Annotated in this window: 21 protein-coding genes and 1 pseudogene; 9 read left to right on the forward strand and 13 right to left on the reverse strand. The window is 40.3% G+C overall.

Translation table 11 applies throughout. From position 1 onward, the window contains the following. The first annotated feature begins 294 nt into the window (after positions 1-294). On the forward strand, positions 295-1,347 hold the full coding sequence (locus FTU06_RS14500; RefSeq protein ID WP_180088092.1) for a Rieske 2Fe-2S domain-containing protein: 1,053 nt from the start codon (positions 295-297) through the stop codon (positions 1,345-1,347). A 362-nt stretch (positions 1,348-1,709) separates the two neighbouring features. On the opposite strand, the gene FTU06_RS14505 is transcribed toward FTU06_RS14500, so the two are convergent. After that, positions 1,710-3,242: an aspartate aminotransferase family protein gene (locus tag FTU06_RS14505; protein ID WP_180147289.1), complete on the reverse strand. Its 1,533-nt coding sequence runs from the start codon at positions 3,240-3,242 to the stop codon at positions 1,710-1,712. A gap of 3 nt (positions 3,243-3,245) precedes the next feature. Then, positions 3,246-4,619 (reverse strand): diaminobutyrate--2-oxoglutarate transaminase, encoded by a 1,374-nt coding sequence (locus FTU06_RS14510; RefSeq protein ID WP_180026310.1) that lies wholly within the window; start codon positions 4,617-4,619, stop codon positions 3,246-3,248. Between the two features lie 485 nt (positions 4,620-5,104). On the opposite strand from FTU06_RS14510, the gene FTU06_RS14515 reads away from it, so the two are divergent. The 6 genes and pseudogenes from FTU06_RS14515 (at position 5,105) to arsH (ending at position 10,847) form a co-directional block, all read left to right on the forward strand. Beyond that, entirely contained in the window at positions 5,105-5,806 is a 702-nt protein-coding gene (locus FTU06_RS14515) for an SIMPL domain-containing protein (protein WP_180007693.1), read from the forward strand. A gap of 187 nt (positions 5,807-5,993) precedes the next feature. Then, a pseudogene (locus FTU06_RS14520) lies at positions 5,994-8,188 on the forward strand (TonB-dependent receptor family protein). 113 nt (positions 8,189-8,301) lie between these two features. Further along, the gene (locus FTU06_RS14525) at positions 8,302-8,631 is read left to right on the forward strand and encodes a metalloregulator ArsR/SmtB family transcription factor (protein WP_180147292.1); all 330 of its coding nucleotides are present in this window, start codon (positions 8,302-8,304) and stop codon (positions 8,629-8,631) included. Further along, positions 8,628-9,101, forward strand: a complete 474-nt coding sequence (locus FTU06_RS14530) for an arsenate reductase ArsC (RefSeq protein ID WP_180147295.1) — start codon at positions 8,628-8,630, stop codon at positions 9,099-9,101. Before FTU06_RS14525 ends, FTU06_RS14530 begins: the two co-directional genes overlap by 4 nt. After that, positions 9,101-10,141: an ACR3 family arsenite efflux transporter gene (arsB, locus tag FTU06_RS14535; RefSeq protein WP_180147298.1), complete on the forward strand. Its 1,041-nt coding sequence runs from the start codon at positions 9,101-9,103 to the stop codon at positions 10,139-10,141. Before FTU06_RS14530 ends, arsB begins: the two co-directional genes overlap by 1 nt. Position 10,142: 1 nt before the next feature. After that, positions 10,143-10,847 carry an arsenical resistance protein ArsH gene (arsH, locus tag FTU06_RS14540; protein ID WP_180147301.1) on the forward strand — a complete coding sequence of 235 codons (705 nt, stop codon included), beginning with the start codon at positions 10,143-10,145 and terminating at the stop codon, positions 10,845-10,847. 57 nt (positions 10,848-10,904) lie between these two features. On the opposite strand, the gene FTU06_RS14545 is transcribed toward arsH, so the two are convergent. From FTU06_RS14545 to FTU06_RS14560, 4 genes are all read right to left on the reverse strand, one after another. After that, a complete protein-coding gene (locus FTU06_RS14545; RefSeq protein WP_180147304.1) occupies positions 10,905-11,357 on the reverse strand; it encodes a GNAT family N-acetyltransferase in 453 nt (150 codons plus the stop codon). Positions 11,358-11,514: 157 nt separating this feature from the next. Beyond that, positions 11,515-12,648 (reverse strand): glutamate 5-kinase, encoded by a 1,134-nt coding sequence (gene proB / locus FTU06_RS14550; protein ID WP_078190202.1) that lies wholly within the window; start codon positions 12,646-12,648, stop codon positions 11,515-11,517. Between the two features lie 40 nt (positions 12,649-12,688). Beyond that, complete coding sequence (gene cgtA, locus FTU06_RS14555) at positions 12,689-13,903, reverse strand: Obg family GTPase CgtA (protein WP_078190204.1); 1,215 nt, start codon at positions 13,901-13,903, stop codon at positions 12,689-12,691. A gap of 213 nt (positions 13,904-14,116) precedes the next feature. Next, complete coding sequence (locus tag FTU06_RS14560) at positions 14,117-14,491, reverse strand: helix-turn-helix domain-containing protein (protein ID WP_078191873.1); 375 nt, start codon at positions 14,489-14,491, stop codon at positions 14,117-14,119. 115 nt (positions 14,492-14,606) lie between these two features. Here FTU06_RS14560 and FTU06_RS14565 point away from each other — a divergent pair, with 115 nt between their 5' ends. Beyond that, complete coding sequence (locus tag FTU06_RS14565; protein ID WP_180147307.1) at positions 14,607-15,461, forward strand: SDR family oxidoreductase; 855 nt, start codon at positions 14,607-14,609, stop codon at positions 15,459-15,461. A 56-nt stretch (positions 15,462-15,517) separates the two neighbouring features. On the opposite strand, the gene FTU06_RS14570 is transcribed toward FTU06_RS14565, so the two are convergent. The 7 genes from FTU06_RS14570 to uvrB form a co-directional block, all read right to left on the reverse strand. After that, positions 15,518-16,198 (reverse strand): hypothetical protein, encoded by a 681-nt coding sequence (locus FTU06_RS14570; protein WP_078190209.1) that lies wholly within the window; start codon positions 16,196-16,198, stop codon positions 15,518-15,520. A gap of 3 nt (positions 16,199-16,201) precedes the next feature. Continuing rightward, on the reverse strand, positions 16,202-16,903 hold the full coding sequence (locus tag FTU06_RS14575; protein ID WP_218954125.1) for an MFS transporter: 702 nt from the start codon (positions 16,901-16,903) through the stop codon (positions 16,202-16,204). Positions 16,904-17,212: 309 nt separating this feature from the next. Next, the gene (locus tag FTU06_RS14580) at positions 17,213-18,670 is read right to left on the reverse strand and encodes a glyceraldehyde-3-phosphate dehydrogenase (RefSeq protein ID WP_111885541.1); all 1,458 of its coding nucleotides are present in this window, start codon (positions 18,668-18,670) and stop codon (positions 17,213-17,215) included. A 710-nt stretch (positions 18,671-19,380) separates the two neighbouring features. Next, entirely contained in the window at positions 19,381-21,057 is a 1,677-nt protein-coding gene (locus tag FTU06_RS14585; RefSeq protein ID WP_180147314.1) for a hypothetical protein, read from the reverse strand. A gap of 218 nt (positions 21,058-21,275) precedes the next feature. Next, positions 21,276-22,208: an EamA family transporter RarD gene (gene rarD, locus FTU06_RS14590; protein ID WP_180135038.1), complete on the reverse strand. Its 933-nt coding sequence runs from the start codon at positions 22,206-22,208 to the stop codon at positions 21,276-21,278. A 133-nt stretch (positions 22,209-22,341) separates the two neighbouring features. Beyond that, entirely contained in the window at positions 22,342-22,932 is a 591-nt protein-coding gene (locus tag FTU06_RS14595) for a lipocalin family protein (RefSeq protein WP_180063384.1), read from the reverse strand. A gap of 155 nt (positions 22,933-23,087) precedes the next feature. After that, positions 23,088-25,109, reverse strand: coding sequence for an excinuclease ABC subunit UvrB (uvrB, locus tag FTU06_RS14600; RefSeq protein WP_180023439.1), 2,022 nt, complete (start codon positions 25,107-25,109; stop codon positions 23,088-23,090). A 294-nt stretch (positions 25,110-25,403) separates the two neighbouring features. Here uvrB and FTU06_RS14605 point away from each other — a divergent pair, with 294 nt between their 5' ends. Beyond that, a complete protein-coding gene (locus FTU06_RS14605; RefSeq protein ID WP_180023438.1) occupies positions 25,404-26,192 on the forward strand; it encodes a hypothetical protein in 789 nt (262 codons plus the stop codon). The last annotated feature ends 255 nt before the right edge of the window (positions 26,193-26,447 follow it).

The raw sequence follows: 26,447 nt of genomic DNA on the forward strand, positions 1-26,447 counted from the left end.
ATGACGCTTTTATGATAATTGATGATTGCACATTAATTTAAATATAATTCTTTATTTTTCAACATGTAATGAAATTTATCAAAGTATTGGTCTTATTTATTTCTACTTTGATATTCGTAAGAATTCATGTCCTTGTCATATTTTGTCTTATTTTCTTTTTTCAAATTCCCCTCTTTTTCTGAATGATGCAGATTTGCATGTTCTATTTTTTATTTCCTCGTATTCCAATAATTGAAATTTCATTACATTTTTAGTTCGCTCAATATGCAAGTTTACATAAAAACAGAGCCTAAAATGACCAGTAAAGCCATTGCGACATTTAATCCGGACTTGCCTGTGCATATGACTTTTGAAGAACATGACTGGCACTTACTTGCAGAATTTTGGTATCCCATTGCACTCGCTCGAGACATTACAGAACAGCCTTATGGCACCATGCTTTTAGATATGCCGCTCGTCATTTATAAAATGGGAGAAGAACTGATTGTCGCTAAAGATGCCTGCCCTCACCGCGGCGTCCCACTCAGCTTAGGTAAAAATGATGGTCTAGGGGTAGTCTGCCGCTATCATGGCTTACGCTTTGGTGAACACGGTCATTGCAACCGCATCCCTGCACATCCTGAGCACAAAATTTCACCTCGCTTTAACTTACGTACTTATGCCGCTGTTGAGCGCTATGGACTGATATGGTGTTCGCTCACTGCCACTAAAGATGCTGCGCCAAACATTCCAGTCATGCCATATTGGGATGAAGCCGAGTTTCAGCAATTGGTGTGCCCAACGGTCGATTTTCAATGTTTTGCAGGCCGTCAGCTTGAAGGCTTTATTGATGTCGCGCATTTTGCTTGGGTACATCCTGATACCTTTGGCGACCCTGAAAATGTAGAAGTGCCTGACTATAAAACCACGGAAACAGCAACTGGCTTTAATGCAGACTATTGGAGCAGTGTTGGGCGCTACCCAATTGGATTAGAACAACGAGGACAAGATGGCTTTGAATGGCTACGGCATTTTGAGATTCATCTACCCTTTACTGCAACGCTCACCATACATTTTCCAAACGACAGCAAGCAAGTGATTATGAATGCGGCATCCCCCATGACTGCCCGCTCCACCCGTCTATTTGCTCCCATTTGCCGCAATTATGACAAAGACTTACCTGTCGAAGATGCTTATGACTTTAACCTGAAAATATTTGAAGAAGACCGTTTAGTCTCTGAATCGCAAAAGCCTGAATATTTACCCTTAGATTTAAGCATCGAAGCGCATTTCCCTGCGGACCGCAGTTCGAGTATGTACCGCAAACTGCTGCGTAAGAAAGGTTTTAGTCCATTATTTGCGGCATAACATCAATATCGTATTGCATTCACCTCACCCTAACCCTCTCCTACAAGGAGAGGGAAACTCCTTTACAAGCCTTCTATTGGTTATAAATATTAAGTGGTATCTCATTCATCAAATGATAAACATCAATGAATATCGCGACTGGCGACAGGGATGTCACTATAAGGTAATGGTCACATGGATGTACCTTTTCCCTGAGAAGGATTTTAGTTACTTTGATCCGTCAAAGTAAAAATCTGCCTACACAGTAAACTATCATCACTCAATGAAAAATTGTGGCCATGTAATAAATTAAGCGCCTTTTCATTTAAAACAAAAAAAAGGAGCTCAAATGAGCTCCTTCTTCTACAACTACAAAATGACAATTAGTCAATTGCAGGTGTATATGTACCGTCAGCGATTGGGCCTTTGATACGGTCAGCTTCTGCAAGCACCAGAGCAAGCAAATTCTTCACGTTGTCTAAAGTCGCTACTGGGCTTAAAGTCGTCATTTTCAAAGATTGAACCTGACCTACTTTAGTTACACCAATATTCGCTTCACCACGTGCAAACAATTCGTCTGCTACGTTTTGGTTCAATGTATCTAACAATTCAGCTGGGTAGCCTGCTGGCACTACACGGAACAATACCGATGCAAATTGCGGATCAACCAGCATTTCTAGACCGTCAGTTGCATTGATATAATCTGCAACATCACGTGTTAGACCTACACCATGGTCGATCATCGAACCATAAAGCTCTTCACCTAGCGCTTCAACCGTCATCCACAATTTCAACGCGTCAAAACGGCGAGTTGTTTGTAGTGACTTAGACACCAAGTTAGGAACCCCATGCTCTTCATCATAAGCAGAGTTTAAGTACTCAGCTTCATAATGCATGAAACGATAGTTCGCTTCATCTTTCAGCAAGAACGCACCACATGAAATCGTTTGGAAGTAATGCTTATGGAAATCAAGCGTTACCGAGTCAGACAGTTCAATACCGTCTAACATATCACGGTAATCATTCGATAAAATTAAAGCACCGCCCCATGCTGCGTCGATATGCATCCACGCGCCATATTTGTTGGTGATTGCACGAACTTCTTTCAATGGGTCAATTGCGCCTGCATCGGTTGTACCCGCAGTTGCAACTACACATGCGACGATTTTACCTTCAGCTTGAAGGTGCGCCATGGTTTTCTCAAGTGCATCCATGTCCATGCGTGCATTTGCATCTACAGGAACAGTCACTACAGATTGGAAGCCCATACCCATCATGGCCATGTTCTTTTGCACAGAGAAGTGTGCGTTTTCAGAACAGATCACTTTGACGTTACGCATTGCTTCCGCAGGTACGCCGTCACGCTGAACAGACCACGGTCTACCGTTTTCGTCTTTCCAGTTTTTAGCAATACATGCATCACGTGCAAGCAAAACGCCCATTAAGTTAGACTGCGTACCGCCAGAGGTGAATACACCTGCTTGACCTGCACCATAACCAACTTTTTGGCGAAGCCAGTCAATTAACTGAACTTCCATCAATGAACCGGCAGGGCTTTGATCCCATGAGTCCATAGATTGGTTTGTCGCGTTAATGAGCACTTCAGCGATTTGGCTTGTTACCATTGTTGGGCAATGCAAATGCGCTAAAGAATGTGGGTGATGTACTTTTAAGCTTTTGTTTAAGAACAGCTCAACCATACGGTCTAGTGATTTTTGTACACCCATACCTTCTTTTGAAGGATTGAATGCAATTGCACTACGAAGCTCTTTAATGCTACCGCCGGTGTACATTTTGTCATTTTGCAACCATGCAGATACAGCTTTTACAGCTGAATCCATTGCAGACTGATAGTCGGCAATGGATTGTGCATCATTGCAGAATAACGCTTTACGATGTTCTGCAAAATCTACCATGTCTTACGCGCCTCGAGTTGCAACTAGTGCTTCAGCAAGAGCTTTCTTGAAGCGAACGATCACCTCAATACATTCAGCTTGGTTAATGATCAATGGGCAAAGTAAACGAATTACAGTACCGTTACGACCACCTTTTTCTAACAACAATTTGTTGTTGAAACATGCTGCTTGAATTGCTGCTGCCAATTGAGAATCACCTGGTAAAGACCCCATGTGATCTGCTTTTTGACGTTCATCAACAATTTCAACACCAATCATCAAACCACGGCCACGTACGTTGCCGATACATGGGAATTCTACCGCTAATTTTTTAATTTCAGCTTGTAAGAAGTCGCCACGCTCTTGTGCGTTTTGAGCCAAGTTTTGTTCTTTGATGGTTTTGATTGTTGCAAGACCAGTACCCATAGCAAGTTGGTTTCCACGGAATGTACCCGTGTGACCTGCTGGTTGCCATGCGTCAAACTTACGTTTAATGCCCAATACTGCAAGTGGTAAGCTACCACCAACTGCTTTAGACATTACAACGACGTCTGGCTCAATACCTGCATGTTCAAAGGCAAACATTTTACCTGAACGTGCAAAGCCCGCTTGTACTTCATCAAGAATCAACACGATGTTGTGCTTTTCAGTCACTTCGCGGATTTTCTTTAACCATTTTACAGGTGCAGTCACTACACCGCCTTCGCCTTGGATTGCTTCCAAGATTACAGCTGCAGGTTTCGTTACACCGCTTTCTACGTCTTCAATGAAGTTTTCGAAATAATACGTTAATGCGTCTACACCCGCTTCACCACCAATGCCTAATGGGCAACGGTATTCATGCGGATATGGCATAAATTGAACACCTGGCATTAAGCCGTTCACAGCGTTCTTCGCAGACAAGTTGCCTGTCATTGCTAAAGAACCGTGAGTCATACCATGGTAACCACCTGAGAAGCTGATTACTGAGCTACGACCAGTGTAAGTTTTTGCTAATTTAATTGCTGCTTCTGTACCATCTGCACCAGACGGACCACAGAACTGTAGGCAATACTCTTCTTTACCACCAGGTAATTGCTCAAGTAGTGCTTCAGTGAAAGCATCTTTTAAAGGCGTTGTTAAATCCAAAGTATGCAATGGGAGACCACTTGCAAGTGTATCTTGGATACTTTGAATTACCGCAGGATGATTATGGCCTAATGCCAATGTTCCTGCCCCAGCTAAACAATCGAGGTACTCTGTACCTTCAACATCAGTAACCCAACAACCTAAAGCTTTTGCTATCGCAAGTGGAAGTTTACGCGGATAGCTACGAACATTGGATTCCATCTGGCTTTGGCGAGTCAAATAGTATTCGTTAGTAGAATTAGTGGCAGGGTTTACAGAAGAAACGCTCATATCGAATTACCATCTCTGATATGGGTTGAAAGAAATAAGTCGGGTGACTTGCGGTCCTTTGACTCGGTGCTTTATGAGTTTCTAGTTAGCTTTAAAAGCTCTTTAAGTATGGGCTAACTAGGAGGCGGATGATACAGACTTTTTCAAGAAAATAAATCACTTTTATGATCAAATAAAAAGATAATTTAGAGAAAAAACAGATCTATTCCATGGATATCTTGAATTATCATCTTACAGTGTGACAAAACAAAGAAAACCTTTTTATTTTATGCTTTTTTACAACTTATGAATGATTATTGTAATCATCAATTATTTAAACAACTAAGTACTGATTATTTAAATAAATAATTCATCAAGCACTACATTTATTTTTCTTGAAAGATTTACAATCCCACCACAGATTTTCCTTTAATCCATCACAATCCCCTTTTAAGATAAGAGCATAAGCTAAATTAGTCATTCTGAAAGAAGAATAGGTCATAACAATGCGTAAAATTATCTTATCTACTGTTTTATTAGCATCCGGTCTAGGTTTGGCAGCAGCAACTCAAGCAGCCGACCCACTCAATTACAACATCGTGAACATTCAGGCGGATGCCACTCGCCAAGTGTCGAACGACCAAATGCATGCCGTTTTATATATTGAAAAGTCAAATAAACAACCGGCTGAACTTGCTACCCAAATCAACCAATTGATGACCCAAGCGGTGAATACGGCACGTAAATACCCTGCAGTAAAAATCGAAACAGGTTCTCAAAGCACCTACCCGATTTATGACAATGACAGTCGTAAATTGAAAGAATGGCGTGGTCGTGCCGAAGTGCGTTTAGAAAGTACAGACTTTAAAGCAGCTAGCCAATTGGTGAGCGAGTTACAACAAAATTTCCAAACGGAATCAATCAGTTTTAGCATTTCAGATGCACAACGTAAAAAAGTTGAGAATGAACTCATGGTTGAAGCATCCAAAAACTTTCAACAACGTGCTCAAGCGCTCGCTCAGGCATGGAATAAATCAGGCTACAACTTAGTTAATATTAATTTAAATACCAGCAATTATGGTGGTCAGCCAGTACCGCGTATGGCTATGATGAAAGCTGCAAGTGCCGATGCTATTCCTGAACAAGAAATGGCAGGTGGTGAATCTAAAATCACAGTCAGTGCAAATGGCTCAATTCAGTTCAAATAATTAAATTCATTTTAAGAAACCGTGCTTTAGCGCGGTTTTTTTAATTATAAAATCCACCTATTCTTTATTTAAATTAAAAAGTCTATTAGCTTAGTCAAATTCATAGTTTTAAATGATAATCATCCTTATTTAAATTTATCGCACTCACGATTATGATACGCGCACTCTCTCCATTGCTCACACTTTTATGTATAGTTCAAGCAAAAAATCTCCAAAGCTTCAAAATTTCCCTTTATTACCGCTGAGTATTGCCGTAGGTATAAGCATGGTTGCCACTATGGCTTCTGCTGCTGAAAATACAGATACCGCGCAAGCTAATGTTTTACCGACCATCACCATTGAAACTCAAGGTAACTGGCTGGAAAACGCCAATGAAAAAAGGTGCAAAAGCATGCCGGTGCGCGGACCATTATTGACCGTAAACGCTTAAACGAAAGCGCAGCAACATCTCTAAAAGATGCGTTACGCCAAGTTCCTGGTGTTCAGGTTCAAGAAAATAATGGTACTGGCGGCAGCGATGTTTCATTAAATATCGGTGTTCGAGGATTAACCTCTCGTCTTTCCCCCCGTTCAACCGTGTTGATCGATGGCATACCGATGTCATTTGCACCTTATGGACAACCACAGCTTTCTATGGCACCGGTCTCTTTAGGAAATATAGAATCTGTTGATGTAGTCCGTGGAACAGGTTCTGTCCGTTTTGGGCCACAAAATGTCGGTGGTATTATCAATTTTGCCACACGTAGCATTCCTGAATCATTTAAAGGAACTGTAGCTTTAAACTCTGAATATGCAACAGGTACAGATCAGGTAAAATTAAGTCCTAGTCTGTTCGTTGGTGGAACATTAGATAATGGTTTAGGCTTAGCCCTGCTTTATTCAGGTACTAAAGGCAATGGTTATCGTGAAGCGAACAATAAAAATGACATTGATGATGTCATGTTAAAAACCGCTTATGACATCACTGATCAGGATAAAATCGCATTAAATTTCCATCACTACGATGGTACAGGTGAAATGCCTGAAGGTTTAAGCGCTGCTGAATTCGAAGTAAATCCATATCAAACGTCGCATTATCGTGACTTTTTCACTGGCCGTCGTTCAGATGTATCCCTACGTTATACACATAAAGACGACACGAACAACTTTGAACTTTTAAGTTATTACATCGATTCATTCCGTACCAGCAACCTTGAATCTACTTTAGCCAATGGCAATCATCGCTTAGATACCTCACCACGTGATTATAAAGTCTTTGCCATTGAGCCACGTTATTCACGTAGCTATAGCTTAGGAAGTACGCTGAATGAAGTGACTGTCGGTTACCGTTATATGGACGAAGAGAGCACCGAGTTCGCAGGCCGTACTGAATACGCAGCAGATGCAGAACCTGGTCAGTTTATAGCACGTACCCGTAGTGCGGGTGGCACCAAAGCACACGCTGCTTATATCGATAACCGTATAGAACTGGGTAAATGGAATATTACACCCGGCGTTCGTTTTGAATCGATTGATACGCAAAACAGTTTTAGTGCCTATAAAAATGGCGTATTACAAAATACTGTTCATCCATCAATCCAATCAGATGAATTTTTGCCAAGTTTAGCTATCCTGTATAAAGCAACAGACCATTGGAATTTCTTTGCCAATGCCGGTGTCTCTTTTGGTCCACAGCAATATAACCAATTAGCAACAACGCAAGGCACTACAGCGGTCACCACCTTAGATGGCTTACATCCTGAAAAATCTTATAACTATGAAATTGGTACCAAATATTTAGGCAATGGTTTGAGTGCTGAATTGACTGCGTTTTATCTAGATTTTGACAAAGAACTGATTTTAGAACGTGATGCTGCAAACAATGGCATTTGGACTGACCTCGGTGCTACAAGTCATAAAGGGATCGAAACCGGTTTTAGCTATGACTTTGGACATTTAGCTGAAAATCTCGAAGGCTTAAAAGCCTATGGTAATTACACCTATACCAAAGCGGTTGCTGAAGCAGGTAACTTTAAAGGTAAAGATTTGCCATTCTACTCACAAAATGTCGCAAACTTTGGCTTAGGCTATAAATATGATGCTTGGTCAATCAATGCCGACATGTATGCACAATCTAAACAGCGTGCCCCAGGTAACCAAGATTCTGGCATCTACCAAACTGAAGAAACGGCAAATGGTAAATTGGGCGATATTCCAGGCTATTCAACTTTTGCTGTACGTACAGGCTATGACTTTGGCGGTTCGCTGCAAGGGGTTAAAGTTGCCGCTGGCATCAAGAATGTATTTGATAAACAGTATTTCACCCGTTCATCAGATGCAACCGGTGGTAAATATATTGGTCAGCCACGTACTTTCTTTTTACAAACTTCATTCGACTTTTAAACTGGTCTAAATATCAAAATCCCACCTCGTGTGGGATTTTTATTGAACAATACATATGGACATCCACATATTCATATGTGAAGATATATGTAAATCCATATATACAGATAAACATGGAACAGACTGAATTTTTCAAATTACTTGCAGATGAGACTCGTCTGAACATCATCATGTTGTTGGCATGTAAAGGTGAACTCTGCGTCTGCGAACTCACTGAGTATCTTGAATTAAGCCAACCCAAAATTTCACGTCATTTGGCTTTACTGCGTTCATCAGGTGTGCTGAGTGATCAGCGTAAAGGTCAATGGGTTTATTACTCCATTCACCCTGTACTGCCTACTTGGTGTACACAAATACTTGATGTCATGCGTCACCAAGAACGATTTAAAGACCTCGATTTGAATTCCCCAAAAAACACGACAACATTGTGTGACACCCTATGAATTTTTTATTTCTATGTACTGGCAATAGCTGCCGCAGCATTTTATCCGAAGTTCTTTTTAACCAGCGTGCCCCTGAAGGTTTCCGTGCCTATAGCGCAGGCAGTAAACCTTCAGGACAAGTCCACCCGTTTACCTTGAAAACCCTACAAAACCTCAATCTACCGACTGAGGGTTTGTCGAGTAAATCCATCGCAGCATGTGAACAATACCAACCCGATGTGGTAATTACCGTCTGTGGTTCTGCCGCTCAAGAAGCTTGCCCAATTTACTTAGGCTCTGCCATCAAAGCCCACTGGGGCTTAGAAGATCCTTCCCATTTAGAGCTTGCAGATGACGTAAAACTTGCAGCTTTTCTTGATACCGTGGCGCATATTAACCGCCGTTTAGATGCTTTATTTGCACTCGATTTTAAGCAATTAAGTCGTGAAGAGCTTAACCAAGAAATCCAAAAAATTTCAGAGATCCAATAATGGCTGCTGCAAAACTGTCATTTCTAGACCGCAATCTAACGCTATGGATTTTTATAGCAATGGGGCTAGGCATTGCGATTGGCGTGTATGTTCCAAGTGCTTCAAGGGCTTTAAATCAACTCAATATTGGTGATGTCAATATTGCGATTGCCATTGGTTTAATCCTGATGATGTATCCACCTTTGGCGAAAGTGGATTACAAAGCGCTGCCTGAAGTGTTTAAAGACAAACGCACCCTATACCTTTCACTGCTTCAAAATTGGTTAATCGCGCCTTGCCTGATGTTTATTTTGGCGATCGTGTTTTTACAACACTACCCTGAATACATGACCGGTTTGATTCTGATTGGTTTAGCACGTTGCATTGCAATGGTTCTGGTTTGGAATGATCTCGCTTGTGGGGATAACCAATACGTTGCCGCTTTAGTGGCATTTAACAGTATTTTCCAAATTGCATTTTTTAGTACCTACGCATGGTTCTTTTTGAGTTTTTTACCGCCTTATTTTGGCATAGAAGCACAAGTGATCCAAGTCAGCTTTTGGACCATCACACATGCAGTATTAGTGTATCTAGGTATTCCCTTCCTGCTCGGTTTCCTAACGCGTGCCATATTGGTAAAACACAAAGGTCTGGATTGGTATAAAAATCAATTTATACCCAAAATCAGCCCCATCAGTTTAATCGCTTTACTCTTTACCATTGTGGTGATGTTTAGCCTCAAAGGTGCAGATGTCTTGAGCCTTCCAATGGATGTACTGCGTATTGCCATTCCCCTCACAATCTACTTTGTGGTGATGTTTTTCATTAGCTTTTTGATGAGCAAATGGATGGGCAATAACTACGCCAAAACCACTGCGATATCCTTTACAGCAGCAGGTAATAATTTTGAACTTGCCCTCGCTGTTGCCATCGCCACCTTTGGCATTGCATCTCCGATTGCATTTACCACGATTATTGGCCCATTGGTTGAAGTGCCTGTGCTTATTGCATTAGTGAGTGTATCGCTATGGTTAAAACGCAAATGGTATAAAGAGAACTAAAATGAAGCTCCCCAATATTCAACTAGATCTACTTGAAACACCGTGTTTTGAGCAAGTTCAAGCCAAAGCACTTGAACATCCGCCACGCATTCTGCTGCTATATGGCTCTAACCGTGAACGCTCATTTAGCCGTTTAACGGTATTGGAGGCGGGTCGAATCCTTGAACATTTTGGTGCAGAAGTCAAAATCTTTCATCCTAAAGGTCTTCCTCTGCCTGAAGATGCTGAAACATCACATCCCAAAGTTCAGGAATTACATGAATTGCTTACATGGTCAGAAGGCATGGTTTGGTGTTCGCCAGAACGACATGGTGCGATGAGCTCTATATTGAAAGCACAAATTGATTGGATTCCTTTAGCTGCAGGTGCCATTCGTGCTACTCAAGGTAAAACGCTGGCGTTAATGCAAGTCAGTGGTGGTTCGCAATCTTTTAATGCTGTTAACCAAATGCGCATCCTTGGGCGTTGGATGCGGATGATCACGATTCCAAATCAATCTTCCGTTGCAAAAGCATTTTTAGAGTTTGATGAAAATGATCGCATGAAACCTTCCTCCTATTACATTCGCATTGTCGATGTGATGGAGGAATTATACAAATTTACCCTACTCACACGTGGTCAATCTGCCTACCTCACAGATCGCTATTCTGAACGAGTTGAAAGTGCGGAAGAACTCTCTAAACGAGTTAATCAAAAGAACCTTTAATGAAAAACTCCTGCATCTGTGCAGGAGTTTTGGTCTAAAATATCCATCCGTTTCAACTTAAACTAATAATTTATAAAATAATGTCGTTGAATCTAATGTACCCGTATGGCTCAATACAAATTGCGGAATGATCCCAGCTTTTATAAAGTTAAATTTTTCATATAGCCTTTCAGCGAAATCGCCTGTACGCGTATCAAGTACAAGTAATTTCAAGTTCAAGTGTTTTGCTTTATCTTCTGCAAGTGTCAATAGTTGGTGAGCAATGCCTTGCTGACGTACCTTTGGATGCACCATAAGTTTTTCAATCTCAGCACGATGCAGTGCATTGGCTTTGGTGGCACGAACCAATTGTACTGTGCCCACAATTTCACCGCTTTGTAGCGCCGCCCACAAAAAGGTTTTATGCTTTTGAATATCCTTTGTCACAGCAGACAAATATTCATCATAGTGCGACTTAGATTCTTTAGCTAAAAAACCCAGTGATGCACCATCTTGCACACATTGTGCCAATAATTCGCACAGTTGAGCCTGCTCATCTTTTAGATCTTGAAGGTTTAAATATTAAATTTAGCTCATATTATTTTCCTCTTATTTCTATTTTTATCGTTATATTCAAATGACATGCCATAAAAAATCCCGCTCGGAAGCGGGATTTTGATCTTTCAATTTAGTAAATTGACATATGATTGCGATGGATCATTTCAAGTGATCGGGCTTCCCCTAAAACTTGATGAACTTTATCTGAGGCCAAACCTTTAACGATTTCTGCCGAACGTGAACTGAAGTTTACACGACCTACGGCAACACGATGACCTTGTGTATCGACACATTCCACCACATCACCACGTTCAAAATGCCCTTCAACCGCTTTCACGCCTACAGGTAATAAACTGCGGTGATTATCACGAATGGCTTTGACTGCGCCATCATCAATCACTAAACGACCAGCTGTTTGTAAATGTGCAGCTAACCATTGTTGATGGGCTGTGACACGGTCATTATCCGTAATGAATAAGGTACCGAGTAATTCACCGGCCATCACACGTGAAAGTACATTGTCGCTATCGCCGCTCGCAATCACTGTTGGACAACCTGACTTGGCTGCCAAACGTGCCGCACGAACTTTGGTCAACATACCGCCACGACCGAATTTACCGCCGCCGCCAGCCATATCGAATAATGATTCATCCATTGCACGTACTGTATGAAACAGTTTTGCATCTGGATTGGAACGAGGGTCTGAGTCAAACATGCCTTCTTGGTCAGTTAGAATCACCAAAAGGTCTGCATGAACCTGTCCAGCCACCATCGCAGCCAAAGTATCGTTATCGCCAAAGCGGATTTCGTCAGTCGACACTGTGTCATTTTCATTGATCACAGGAATCACACGCCAATCAATCAAATGCTGCAAGGCATCACAAGAGTTTAAATAACGACGACGGTCAGCCAAATCGTCATGGGTTAATAAAACTTGAGCTGTACGAATAGAACGTTGTTCTAAAACGCTTGACCAAGTATGTATTAAACCCATTTGTCCAATGGCTGCGCAAGCCTGAAGACTGGGTAGATCTGTGGGTCGGTTGTCCAAATTCATACGAACCATCCCTTCAGCCACAGCACCGGAAGACACAAGAATGATCTCGTGTCCTGCATTGTGTAGTTCTGCAATTTGTCCCGCCCAATGCGAGATTGCATCCAGATCTAACCCTTTTCCGTTTGCTGTGAGTAGTGATGATCCGATTTTAACAACGATACGTTTACAACCCTTGAGCTGACGTTGCCCATCTACCACTTCTATCATCTTGTCCTCAGACTTGTTTGCTTTGACACTTATTCAGCAATTAACGTACGTAGTACGATTCTGCCTCATCATCACCGTCTTCAAATTCATCATCAAAGTCTTCACCTTGACCTGCCAGACGTTGTTGACGACGCATTTCACGATATGCTTCTTTCGCAGCAAGCGTTTGCTCACGTGTTTCAGCTTCAAGCTGATCACGGAATGCTTTAACTTCTGCAGCATATTCAGGATCTTCAGTTTCGCGTTCGCGCTGCTCTTCAATTTGATCCATCAGGTAATACACAACGTCTTTAGTACCTTCAAACGTTAAACCTGAAGTTTTGAATACAGGGCCTTTCCACTGCAACTCTTCGAGAATGTGATCACACCATTCATCACGCGTTTCAGCCGCCAATTGGTCTACTTTATTGAGTACCAATACAACAGGTAATTTTGAAAGTGTTGGGGAGAATTTTTTCAACTCTTCCAAAATTGCTTTTGCATTGTACGCAGGGTCAGAACCATCAATCGGTTGAACATCTACGATGTGCAATAAAATACGTGTACGCGCCAAGTGTTTCAGGAATCGAATACCTAGACCAGCACCTTCTGCAGCCCCTTCGATTAGACCCGGAATATCCGCCATTACAAATGAACGGTGACTATCGGCATCAACCACACCTAGGTTTGGCACCATTGTGGTAAATGGATAATCTGCAACTTTTGGTTTTGCTGCTGAAACTGCACGGATAAAGGTTGATTTACCCGCATTTGGCATACCCAACAAACCAACGTCTGCGAGTACTTTTAATTCAAGACGAATTTCACGATATTCGCCTTTTGAGCCGTGTGTACATTTACGTGGAGAACGGTTTGTTGAAGATTTGAAGTGAGTATTACCCAAACCACCTTCACCACCTGCTGCCACTAACACACGCTGACCGTCAGCCACTAAGTCGCCGATGATATCGCCAGATTCTGTATCTACAATTGTTGTGCCCACTGGAACGAGCAATACGGTATCTTCACCGCCACGACCTGAGCAGTTCGCTCCACGACCATTTTTAGCACGTTCTGCACGGAATTTACGTGTATAACGATAATCTACTAGGGTACTTGTGTCGTTGTCGGCTTGAACGTATACGTTACCGCCACGACCACCATCACCACCATCTGGACCACCAAATGGTACGAATTTTTCACGGCGAAAACTGGCTACGCCATTGCCACCGTCGCCAGCCTCTACGGTAATGACTGCTTCATCAACAAAGCGCATGTTTGCCAATCCTCTAAAAACTTTAAAACCGCTTATTCTGCCATATTTTAAAGAATTTCTCGAACAATATTATTCAGCAATACTATAAATTTCATTCATCTTGGTGCTGATGCAAATTTTTAGGAAAATCCGCACATCGCTCGAAAATCTTTAGCTCATCATCAAAATAGCTTTGATAAATAGCAAACGAATTTCACTCCCCATTTCTGAAAGCTATTTACGTGCATTTTCCTTGGCTTCAATAATTTCAGGCAATGTTCGTTCAACCCAACCAATCAGATGCATTAACTTTTCTGCAGCCTGTGAGCCCATTAAAGTCAGTTGATATTCAACTTTGGGTGGCACGACTGGATAGACTGTCCGTAAGATAAAACCATCTTGCTCGAGCATTTTCAGCGTTTGAGCCAGCATCTTTTCGCTCACCCCTTCGATCCGCTGCTTAAGTTCACTAAAACGGTGTACCCCTTCAGTCAAACAACGCAAAACTAATACTGACCATTTATTGGTGAGATGTTCCAATATTTCTCGAGATGGACAGTCCGTGGATAAAACTTGACCTAATAATTTACTTGTAGCGTATGTGTTCATTAAATCTTTCCTCAAAGTCACTAACTTACTTTTTGGTACGTACTTACATTTAGTAAGTTAACAGATTAAGATTCAACCATCAAGATCATTTATTCAACAATCAGAGGGTTTAAATATGAAAATCGCAATTACAGGTGCAACAGGTCAACTAGGCCAATTGGTCCTTCAATTTTTATTGAAAGAAACCGCGGCCGAAAACATCATCGCTTTAGTTCGCTCACCAGAAAAAGCAGCATCTCTACAAGCTCAAGGCATCGAACTTCGTCATTTTGACTATGATCAACCAGATACACTGGTTCCTGCACTACAAGGTGTCGATAAATTATTACTCATTTCTGCCAATGAAATTGGTCGGCGTACTCCACAACACAAAGCCGTAATTGATGCTGCAGTAGAAGCGAAAGTTCCATATCTTGCTTATACCAGCCTGTTACGTGCAGATACGTCACCATTGGGTTTATCTCAAGAACATCGTGAAACAGAAAGTCTGATTCAAGCTAGTGGTTTAACCTATACCTTCTTACGAAATAACTGGTATGTCGAAAACTATCTTGCTGCTGCAGGACATGTGGTTGAAACAGGTACCTTATTTGGTGCAGCAAAGGATGGAAAAATTAATGCAGCGACCCGTGCTGACTATGCTGAAGCTGCTGCAAAAGTACTTACAAGCGCTGGTCATGAGAATAAAACCTATGAACTTGCAAGCTCAGACAGTTTCACATTGGCACAGCTTACTGAAACCCTACAGCAAGTTTCAGGTCAAAATGTTCACTATCAAAATTTAACTGCAGAAGACTACACGCAAGGTTTATTACAAGCTGGCTTACCTGCTGGTCTTGTAGATGTGATCGTCGATGCCGATATCAATAGCATTGACGGTGCGATGCAAAGTGATCGCAAGGACTTGGAACAGCTACTCGGTCACCCAACCACTACTCTACACAGTGCTGTTGAAGCTGCTTTAAAATAAGATCGAACCATAAAAAAGCCCGAATTAATTCGGGCTTTATTTGATTTGAATCTAACTTATGGATGTACATTTTTTATCGGCAAATCCATATTCATATCTAAATTTGCCTTGGTATTACGCTCTGCGTTGTACATCGTGGCATTAAAGGTTGCGATTTTTCGCATGGTCATCGGGTCATTGAGTTTTAGCTGTGGTGCAAACTGATGTACCACATGCAAATCGACTTTTTCATTAAACTCAAAATACACTGGGCCATTAAAATTAATTCGAATAGGAATGTTATAGGTTCTTTTCAAATGAAAAGGCACATCTAACTTGACAGGAATGTCCATTTTTAACGGAAATTTCGGCACGAGTTTATTTTTAATCACCAAATCCGTGGTCGCCTCAAGCGGCATCGTCTGGTTAATTTGAATATTGGTGGAATAATCAATATCCACTGAGATCGGAACCTCCACACTAAACTGCAAATCTGCCAGATATTTTCCCTTTAAGGGTAGTTGCAGCTTCCGATCTAAAGCAATCTGCGTATCCAGAGTCCCAATAGACTGCGTTTGCAAATAATTACCAACGGAAATTTTGGTGGGTAGTGAATGCGACAATTGAATATCAGCATTTTTTGCACGTACTTGCATCGACGCATAAATATTTAAATACAACCAAAATAGTACCGCAACCAATAACGCAACTGCGATAAAACTCAAAATGATGCGCTTCGCCGATTGAAATATCCACATGGCTTACTCCTGAGCTTTCGCGTCAGTTTTGGCATGCTCTCTGTTGAGTCGCATTGTTTTTAGTGGAATCACCAATTCACCCTTTTTAATTTGAACGGGCAACGTATTTTGTACGTCCACTGTCGCTTTCAATGCCGTTTTAATTGGAACATTTAAATTACCTTCAATAGGAATGTTGGTTTTTAAATTTGCATTCAGTGGAATATGTAGGTTTTCTTTCAGTACGGTTTTGACTGGCGCATCAAATTTTAAATGTACTTTTTGCTCCAAAGGCACATTCATATTCACTGGAATATCCAATTGAATTGGGATATCACCTTTGAGTGGTAAAGTCACATCTTGCCCCATGACTTTAACTTTCACTTTGGTATTCACAGGAAGGTTTTGATTCACTTTCAAAGTTTCACGCACTGGAATCGTGGTCTTGATCGGGACTTGATTATCAAAATACACCCGTGGTGTCAGCGTTTGAGTTAAGGGAATATTTAAATTTTCATGTATCGGAATTTCAGCATTCACCCGCCCTGTCACATCCACATCCAAGGCATCATGGATTTTGACTTCGGCTTGTAATGGCTCTTGCAGGTCGATATTGACGTTCTGACTTTCTAGTGGGATATAAATATTAAAGTGCTTAAACACCCAAATGGCGATGAGTACACCACAGAGTGCAGCAAACACAATAAATGCCAATCCACTGAGCATGTGCTTTGCTTGCAAACTAAATTCCTTTTGCTTTTTTATTTTTACAGCTTTATTTTGAACACATTACCCAAACCAGTTTGCAATTTTTTGTATTTATTTCTTTAATGATTTCATTAACTTAAAACTTGAATATTTTAGTCGGCTTTTTCATTATAAATGACTCGCACTCATCTAACAGTGGCAGAAAAAACAAGACATTTTGATGCTTTTGATCAATCCATTCGTCATCTATGCCTTAAGTTTTTAACCCATACTCTTTAGATAAAAAAAGAGCCTCAAATGAGGCCCTTTTTTTACAGCGTGAACTAATTAAGCATTAGTTTCAGCAGGAACTTTTGGATAGCTTACGCCGCCCATTTGCTCAGCAATACGCAATACTTGGCAGCTATAACCCACTTCGTTATCGTACCAAACATAAGCAGTTAAACGGTTACCAGAAGCGATTGTCGCTTGAGCGTCAAACACACCAGCAGTACGTGAACCGATAAAGTCAGACGATACAACTTCAGTTGAGTTTGTATAACCGATTTGACCTTGAAGGTTAGAGTTGATTGAAATTTGGCGAATGTATTCATTCACTTCTTCACGGTCAACATCTTGACCCAAAGTAAGGTTCAAAATTGCAAGAGATACGTTTGGAGTAGGTACACGTACTGAGTTACCAGTCAATTTACCTTGAAGCGCTGGAAGTGCTTTAGCAACAGCTTTAGCAGCACCAGTTTCAGTGATTACCATGTTTAAAGTAGCAGCACGACCACGACGGTCAGCTTTATGGTAGTTATCGATTAAGTTCTGGTCATTCGTGAACGAGTGAACTGTTTCAACGTGACCATTGATCACTGTGTACTTGTCATTTAACACTTTAAGTGTTGGTGTGATCGCGTTTGTTGTACAGCTTGCAGCAGAGATGATTGTATCTTCATCAAGGATGTCAGCTTGGTTCACACCGTATACAACGTTCTTCATGTCACCTTTACCAGGTGCAGTTAGAATTACACGTGCAGCGCCAGCGCATTTAAGGTGCTGTGCAAGACCTTCAGAATCACGCCATTTACCTGTGTTATCGATTACAAGTGCATTGTTAATACCGTAAGCAGTGTAATCAACTTCAGATGGGTTAGACGCATAGATCACTTTGATGAAGTTACCGTTAGCAATGATTGCTTCGTTTTCTTCATCAACAGAAATTGTACCTGCGAATGGACCATGAATAGAATCACGACGTAATAAAGACGCACGTTTTTCTAAGTCACCGTCAGATGATTTACGAACAACGATTGCTTTAAGGTTAAGACCACGACCTAGACCAGATTGGCTGATCATCAAACGTGCAAGGATACGACCAATACGACCGAAACCGTAAAGTACAACATCACGGTTTTCAACGTTAGTTGCATTGCCTTCAAGTGATTTCACAGCGTCAGCAACGAATGCGTCAACATCACCGCCTTTTTCTTTGAACTCAACAGCAAGTTTGCCAAGATCAATTTCAGCAGTACCGATGTTTTCGATTTTCGCTAAAGCTTCAAGAATTGGGAAAGTGTTCACAACTGAAAGTTCAACGTCAAGTACGCGAGTACGACGATGCGCTTTAAGAATTTGGATAACCGAACGGTTAATTAAAGAACGACCGTATACTGTAGCTACGATGTTTTTTTCACGATATAACTGACCCACTAGGGCAATCATACGTTCCGCGATTTCTTCACGGTTTTTCCAGCGACCTTGGTGCTCTGCATGTAGGGCAACGATAGTGTCTTTGCTCACAGATACGTCCTCTAATTAATTGTAAATCTAAGCATAAATTTCAAAACCCCACAATTGTAATGGAAAACTGAAAATTAATGAATCTAAAAGCAGATTTCGACAAGGTTATTTTGTTATATATTCACTATCAATTTTCAAAATAATCATGATTAGTATTATGATTTTATAGCCGAAAGTTGAAAAACCGGCTTTTTCGCAGATTTTTGTCACAAAATTTCAAATGTAGTTTTATCAACCAGATCTCTGCATATTTAGCTCAAAGATAAACGAATATTTATATTTTTCAAATTGTGGTGTTTTTTATTTTGCTCAATTTATAGTATTTTTACTGATGTTAAGCTCGTAATAATAATTTCACATTTTTAGATGATTTTTAAGACTATTCGACGGAATCTTACATCTAAAGTTTGAATAAAGGGTTTAGCCTTCAGTCGGAGGTACTCTTACGAAACGTTGTTTCTCATTTGGCAAAATGAGAAGCGTACTTCATAAGGAAACCATCTTGCGGAGCAATGCTCCTCACCGCAAAACTCGTTCACTACCGTCAATTTATTCAAAGTATCGCAAAAACATTTTTTATTAGAAGTAACCCTGTCTCAGACAATTGCGGATGACATTACCGCGTATCGTTCTTTTATTTGAATCAAATTTCGCCTCTAATGTTACTGCCTAACATTAGTTTTAAAATCAGATCAATATTTAAAATTCAGTTAATTTTTCAGATTCTCAGCAAACTTTTCCAGATTAAAATCAAAGAAATTTACACTCAGCTCTAATATTTTCGGTAGTGCATTTAAACCATTCTCTCCAGCACTAATCGCAAAATATCTCCGATCACTAAAAGACTGCACCTTTAAGGCATTTTCACATGGCTCAAAATCGAGATTGACGAGCTGTGACGCATGTTCCTTTAGCAACATTAAAACCTCCATATAAGTTTGTCGCTTTTTTTGCTGCTGCGCTTTTAAAGCATCGGCTTCAAGGCTTTCATAATCCCCTGTTTTCGTCATGCGTTTGGAAAATCCAACATGCGCGCCATGGGCACCCGTATTTTCTACAGTTGCTTCTGTAGCAAAGATTTTCTGTTGATCCTCGTTCGGCTGCAAGAGCGCTTTCAACGCCGTATGAATTTGCTGTGACTGCTGATGATGTAACTCCCAATCATCTTCATTTTGAACATGAAAAATGTGCGTACGCCGTTTCAACAAAAGCACCTGCCAAGCCTGTAGTTGAAGTCGCAGTCGTTTCAACTCCAAATTTGCCTCAAACTCCGGGCAACTACTCAAGACGTTTAGACTCGTGATGAGCTTCTGAGATATTTGCATGCTATGGAAAAAGACAAAATCATGCTGTATCTGCTCACTCAGTTGATATTGAACAGTCTGATGTAAGGGCTTCAATATCAATGTATCGAACTGCTGCTCAAAAGCAAGTAAAACCGTCGCTAATTGAGTAGCATCCTCTACATGCAGCATTAAAAGTAGATGCTTATCTACCCGTATATGGAGTTGCTGCATTAAATTTTGTAGATCTAAATGTATAAAACCTGCAATAGATGCCAGCTTAGAGACTTGAATTTTTAATTGTTCGATCTGCTGATTTTCTAAAGCAGTAGTTAAATCTATGGCCACCCCATCAAAAACGTCGTCTGCTAAGGCATCATTATGCTTTGTCGATAAAAACCGAGTTGCTGAATACTGCGTCGTCCAATCTAAATCAGGCGACAAAATATAAATAAACTCAGATGTTTGTACGATTTGTAAATATCTCGTTTTTTGTTCACGCTTTAAATAGTATTTAAAAATCGGATGTTGCCAAATCTCAGACGATTTCGGGATAGTGGCATCAAAAAATTGCCCCAACATATGTGACTTTAAGAAAATTTCGATCAAGAAAATTTTGACTTGCTGGGCAGTGAGTTCACGTGCATCACTCGGCGCAATCAAATCCATTTCACGGATGATTTGTGCAGCATTTAAAATGAAATGCCGATGTAATACGTTTTTTTCATGCTGTAATTCAAAATCTTCTTCGGCATCTATTTTATTGATATAGGCTAGGTTTTCTTCTAATTTTCGCGCAATTTGAATACTCTGGGTCAATATCCTAAGTTCTTCGAGCTGTGTTGCCAAATACTGTGCATGCTCACGCATGACATCATATTTTAGTACTTTCATCAGCATGCCCAAATTCATCGGTACATTTCTTTGATACGACTGTGATGAAGACTCCCAACGAATACCTTTTTGCGATAACACCTGCTGTATCTGCGGTAAGTTTGATTGATCAAGATCAGTGCACACTTCAGACACGATACTCTGCCAATGCTGATCCAACACAGGCTCTAGCTGTAAAAGTTTTGCGCTTTGATGAAATGGGACAACCACTGACTGCTTCCTGTATCTTGGTTCTTTAATCAATCTTTTATCGATTTCAGTTTATTTTTATCTAAAATAAATATTTTTGTACACCATCATTCAATGCTGTTCTTCCTAAACAATAAATTGAATCATGTCTTGTTGTAGTTTTCTAAGTTTAAGATTTTACTAAAAAACAGCAAGCATTAATTGTAAACTGATCAATTTATCGTACCAGCATTTTCAGTTTAAGAATCGATTCGATCATTTAACGCTTTTACATTTTTTGCTAGCGCACGTTCATTTTGCTTTTGTTTAAACAGATGCAAGACACCTTCTATCACCAATAATAATACCGCACCCCAAATTGGAATATAGGTCAGCCATTCTTCGGCTTCTACTCGCTCCCCCAATGCGATGGATGCAAAAGCTAACAACACGGGTTCTAAATAACTCAACAAACCAAAAATCACAAATGGCAAATAACGACTCGCCAACATATAGCTACCTAAGCCAAGCGCACTCAGAAAACCAAGTCCTAAAACCGCCAAAATCAGATGCGGGAATAACGACATCAGCGCTAAACTATCGCTATGAATAAATCCTAAATAAAATGCTACAGGCAGAATTAAGCAAAGATCCCACCAAAAACCACCCAAATGATCAGTTTTAAAGGTACGACGTAAAAAGAAATAAATTGGATAAGCCACAGCGACATAAACAGTTTCCCACGCGATACTGCCAATACGCCAAATTTCATGGCCGACACCTAAAATTGCCAGTGCCACGGCAGCCATCTGCCATTTAGAAAGTTTTTCTTTATACAGCACACATCCGACCAGAACCATCACTAAAGGCAGTAGAAAATATCCCAAAGAAACTTCTAGTCCACGGCCATTAATCGGCCCCCACAAAAACAACCAAAGCTGTGTAGTACATAAAAAAGAACTGATGATTAACCAAATCAGAAAGATCGGCTGTTTAACCACTCGCCAAAAAATTTCACTGACTTTGTTTAAATCTTTCATCCACCACATAAATAAGGTTAAAAATGGTAAGGTCGCCAACATGCGCCATGCAAAAGTTTGCTCGCTATCTAGAGGTTTTAAAAAGATGGTAAAGAAATACAAAATACCAAAAGTGACCGATGCCAATACAGACAATGCAACGCCTTTATACATCTTTCACTCCAGTCCAAATGACTACATAATCTTGATATTTTGCTTGATCAATCAAGCTTTTCGCATGGACATTCTAGCAAATAAAAAACCATGCACAGGCATGGTTTTTTAGCATTTGTTCAAATATTTAGGTTTATGGTTTTACTGTCTGCTTGGTATGAATAATATCTGATAAGTCATAACCGACAGATTGAGCATAATTCAGATATTCCTGAATCACTTCCTGATCTGGATGAGCCGAACGAGAAAGAACCCACATATATTTACGACGTGGCTCACCCACCAAAACTGTTTGATAGTCTTCATCGGCTTTGAGTACCCAATAATCACCACGCCCCACAGGCAACCAACGAATGGCTTCTGGTAAGAAACTAACTTTTAATTTCGAGTTAAACGGTGCATTTTGTACAAATGCCTCGCCTATTGATTGCTTCTTGGTACCATCTTTAGATACACAGCGATTATTTACATTAATGTTGCCATTTTCATTTAGCGTGTAAACCGCAATCACATCACGGTCACAGCTTTTTTGAAAAACCATAGGCTTACGAGCTACTTCATACCACATACCTAAATAACGATCGAGCTCGACTTTTTCCACAGTCTGTAACGGTTTCGTCTGTGCATAGGCCATTGTGGCTGCACCCAAACCAATTAACACTGCTGCACCAAGTGCAATTTTTGCGAGTTTAAAACCAGCTTTCGGAAGATTCGTTGTTGTCATTTTTATGCCTCATTTCGATGCAAAACATTCGATGAAAATTAAGTAATTCTTTCTCTCGTGTTTTTACTCTAGCGGAAAAAATTGCTCTAAAAATCATTTTCTTGTCTGAATTATGTATGTCATTCAAACAATATTCCGCATCTTGTCTAACAAAATTATGAAATCATCTGTGCTTTTAAACGCAAGATTTCATCGCGTAATCGAGCGGCTTGTTCAAACTGTAATTCCTTAGACGCTTTTAGCATTTCTTTTTCCAACTTATTCATATGTTTTGCCAGAAGTTTTGGATCTGACATCAAATGACGTTCATCTGCAGTTAATGCCTTGGCCTGATCTGAAATTTTTGCATCGATTTCATCATCTGTCAGCAGTTCACCAGTATCAATATCATTAACGTTTTGGCGTACAGCACTACGTGGTGTAATGCCATGTTCAAGGTTAAATGCAATCTGTAAATTACGACGACGATCCGTTTCATCAATGGCTTTTTGCATGGAGTCGGTCATACGATCTGCATATAAAATCGCTTTACCGTTTAAGTTACGCGCTGCACGACCAATGGTTTGAATCAAAGAACGCTCAGAACGTAAAAACCCCTCTTTGTCTGCATCTAAAATGGCGACTAGAGACACTTCTGGCATATCTAAGCCTTCGCGCAGTAAGTTAATCCCAACAATTGCATCGTATACACCCGAACGCAATTCATGAATAATTTTAGTTCGTTCAACAGTGTCAATATCAGAATGTAAATAAGCGACCTTAATACCATATTCTTTCAAATATGAAGTTAAATCTTCTGCCATACGTTTGGTTAATGTCGTAACCAATACACGCTCATTTAAGTTTTTACGATTATTAATTTCTGACAATACATCATCCACTTGCGTTAACACTGGACGAATTTCAATTTCAGGGTCGACCAAACCTGTGGGTCGAACCACTTGCTCAACGACTTGTTCAGACTTTTCCATTTCATAATGTGCAGGCGTTGCACTGACATAAATGGTCGAAGGAATAATCCGCTCCCATTCTTCAAATTTCATTGGGCGGTTATCAAGCGCACTTGGTAAACGAAAACCGTAATTGACCAAATTTTCTTTACGTGAACGGTCACCTTTATACATAGCCCCAATTTGCGGAACGGTAACGTGCGATTCATCAATGATTAATAAAGCATCATCAGGTACATAATCAAACAAAGTCGGAGGTGCTTCACCAGAAGGACGGCCAGACAAGTGGCGTGAATAGTTTTCAATACCATTGGTATAGCCAAGCTGCTGCATCATCTCTAAATCATAACGTGTACGTTGTTCGATACGCTGTGCTTCGAGTAATTTATCATTTGCACGAAAGAAACCTAGTCGTTCTGCCAGTTCTTCACGAATCGTTCCAATTGCACGCTGTAAATTATCTTTAGGTGTTACATAATGGCTTTTTGGGTAAATCGTAATCCGTGGCACTTTACGGACCATTCTGCCCGTCAATGGATCAAACCATCGAACTGAATCAACTTCATCATCAAATAATTCTATTCGAATGGCATTTTGATCAGATTCAGCAGGAAAAATATCAATAATTTCACCACGAATACGGTATGTGCCCCGTAAAAATTCGAGTTCATTTCGGGTGTATTGCATTTCCACCAAACGACGGATGATATCATCACGGCTGATACGGTCACCTTCCACGATATGCAGAAGCATACTCATATAAGCATTGGGATCACCCAGACCATAAATAGCTGAAACTGACGCTACGATAATTGCATCACGTCGCTCTAATAATGCCCGTGTTGCCGAAAGACGCATTTGGTCGATATGATCATTAATCGATGAATCTTTTTCAATAAAAGTATCTGAAGATGGCACATAGGCTTCGGGTTGATAATAGTCATAATAACTGACGAAGTATTCCACGGCATTATGCGGAAAGAAGGCTTTAAACTCGCCATAAAGCTGCGCAGCCAAAGTTTTATTATGCGCCATAATAATCGTTGGACGTTGCGTGCGTGCTATCACATTTGCCATGGTATAGGTTTTACCTGAACCTGTTACCCCTAAGAGCAACTGATCATGCATTCCTTTTTCAATCCCCTTCACCAATTTCTCAATCGCTTGAGGCTGATCACCTGCCGGCTGATATTGTGTTACCAGTTCAAAAGGCTGTTCCTGCATCACACTCTTCTTCAACAGTTTTATATGGCTTTATTATGAGGGCAAAGTTGCACAAAACAACGCTAAATTTATGTAAATACCAGAGGCGTGTACGGACTGTAAAATTATAATTCAACATAAACCCATAGATTTTTTTCATGTTTGAAAAATAATTCGCCTGATTTCGCATGTTTTTCTTGAGGAAACTCTTGGCTCTAAAAAAACTCAAGAATAAAGCGTTCATTTATCCCTTATTGATACTTGACCTATATAAATTTCACCTGCAACATGAACAAAAGGACGCCACAGATCAAACTTATGACTTACCAATATCATGACGAAAGTATTGTTAAAAACCTACCCGAAGATACTATTTTTGTTTTTGGCAGCAATATGGCAGGTCAACATACTGGCGGTGCAGCGCGTACTGCCCTAGAGCATTTTGGTGCAATGAATGGTATTGGTCGTGGATGGGCTGGTCAAAGTTTTGCTATTCCAACGATGAATGAGCATTTACAACAAATGCCATTGTCTCAGATTCAACATTATGTTGATGATTTTAAAATCTATACCAAGAATCATCCGAAGACCAAATATTTCATTACTTCGATTGGCTGTGGTGTCGCTGGCTATAAAGTTGAAGAAATTGCTCCCATGTTTAAGGGGATTTCTAGAAATGTTATTTTTCCAATTTCATTCCGTCCTTTCGTTGAAAAAGCTTTACCTAAACTTACTTCGAAACTTCTACATACAATTTTTCAAGACTCGGTAATTTTTGCACCTTCGGCAGATGAATTGGTTGATGTTCTGGCCTTAACAGATAATGAAAAAAGTCTTGCGAAAATTGTGCTGAATACCCAAATGTACCCGACAGATAGCAATGGTCGTGACCGTATTTTTGAAATTGAAGATATTTTGCATGCCCTGAATGGGAAAATATTTGAGTTTCAAAGTAATTCTGAAGGCCCGATGATGTTTGGCGGCGTCATTTTAGCCCTACTTGAACTGTACAATATCAATGAAAAAGATTTCATCGATGTTTGGAAAGCTGAACGTGAAATCGCTGCACCAAAGCCTGAAAATAAAGCCCGTAAAGCCAGCCGCTAAAGGCTCTTTTCACCACATTTGAAACACCCAAAAAGCCAATGTCCATATTGGCTTTTTTTCTACGGTTGATTAATGGTTTTTAGCGACTTAAGTCACATTAAAAATAAAGTTTATTTTACATATCACATTATTAGATCTCTTTCATAAATCAAAAAACGATCTTCTTTTTGGTTAATATTTGCACTCCGGATTTCTTAGCATTCGTGCATAATCTGCGGATGAAATACATCGATTCAAACAAGCTTTCTGATCCTC

Source organism: Acinetobacter sp. YH12052 (assembly GCF_013419835.1).
Classification (GTDB): Bacteria; Pseudomonadota; Gammaproteobacteria; order Pseudomonadales; family Moraxellaceae; genus Acinetobacter; species Acinetobacter amyesii.